1 protein-coding gene and 2 pseudogenes are annotated in these 1,112 nt (G+C 47.8%); all 3 read left to right on the forward strand.

Going from position 1 to position 1,112, the window contains the following annotated elements; genetic code table 11:
* Window positions 1-359: pseudogene (locus KIV40_RS28825) on the forward strand (ABC transporter ATP-binding protein); the annotation flags it as partial.
* Complete coding sequence (locus KIV40_RS28830; protein ID WP_285352648.1) at window positions 356-844, forward strand: TIGR02444 family protein; 489 nt, start codon at window positions 356-358, stop codon at window positions 842-844. The pseudogene KIV40_RS28825 and the gene KIV40_RS28830, both read left to right, overlap by 4 nt.
* A 155-nt stretch (window positions 845-999) precedes the next feature.
* Window positions 1,000-1,112 (forward strand): annotated as a pseudogene (locus KIV40_RS28835) (hydrolase); the annotation flags it as partial.

The following is a 1,112-nucleotide window of genomic DNA, read 5'->3' on the forward strand; positions in this document are numbered from 1 at the left end:
AGCAAAAAATCGAGCGTAAAGAGGCGCAAGCGCAGGCTCCAGCTAAAGATGGTGCAAACAGTGCGGCAGCTAAGAAAGAGCAGAAACGCCGTGAGGCAGAGTTTAGAAAACTCACCGCACCACTGCGTAAAAAACTGACCCAGTTTGAGAAACAAATGGATAAGTTCACTGCAGACCTCGAAGACGCTGAACAGCAATTGTCAGACACTTCGCTGTATGAAGCGGAAAATAAAGCTAAACTTAACCAAGTACTCGCACTGCAAGCCACCAGCAAATCTCAACTTGAAGAGGTTGAAATGGAATGGATGTCGATCCAAGAAGAGCTTGAGCAGATGGAACAGGATATGGAAAGCTTATGAGTTCAGAGCATGCACCAAACACACTGACACTAGAGAGACTCTGGCAGTTTAGCCTGAGTTACTACAGTGCTCGCGGTGTGAAGGATGCATGCCTAACCCTGCAGAACCAATATCACGGTAACGTCAAACTACTGCTGCTTCTCAAATGGCTTGATGAGCAGCAGTTGGCGTTCGCCGAGACCGAATGGCACCATATTCAGCAATGTCTAGGTCGTTCGGAATCACTACTGCTCAGTTATCGTGAGCTGCGCAAACACCTCAAGCCTCATGTGGTCGACTCACTCTATCGCGAAGCGCTTCAGTTTGAGCTTCAGCTAGAAAAGCAGCAGCAGTCTGACCTCGTCGACTGCATTAATCGTACTGCGCTTACCCCAAATACCGAAACACCACTGGTGTTGCAATATTGCCGCTTGCTGTCGGCAGACGCACTTTATGGGTGCTTCTCTGAGCCTTCACCGTCAGCAGACCAAAGTGCAACACTCTGAACATCTTGATACAGCACTTAAGATTCAACACATTAGCTGCGTCAATTCTTGGTCAACACTCATCACTCACCACTTGCACACCAAGCTAAGATAGACCAAGCTCAAAGAGAAACGCGAGTGATATCTCAGCAACAGAGAATGATGGAACCTCTACTATGACAATTTTTACCGCTGCGACTGGCCTATCTAACCCTAACCTCCAAACCTTGGTACCTAGGTTTATTCGCAAGCAGGCGCTGTTTCATCCCCACTGGCAAACACTAGAAAC

Source organism: Vibrio sp. D173a (assembly GCF_030248475.1).

Coding starts and splice junctions, on each gene's coding strand:
- KIV40_RS28830 (WP_285352648.1), top strand. CDS start 356: ATGAGTTCAGAGCATGCACCAAACACACTGACACTAGAGAGACTCTGG.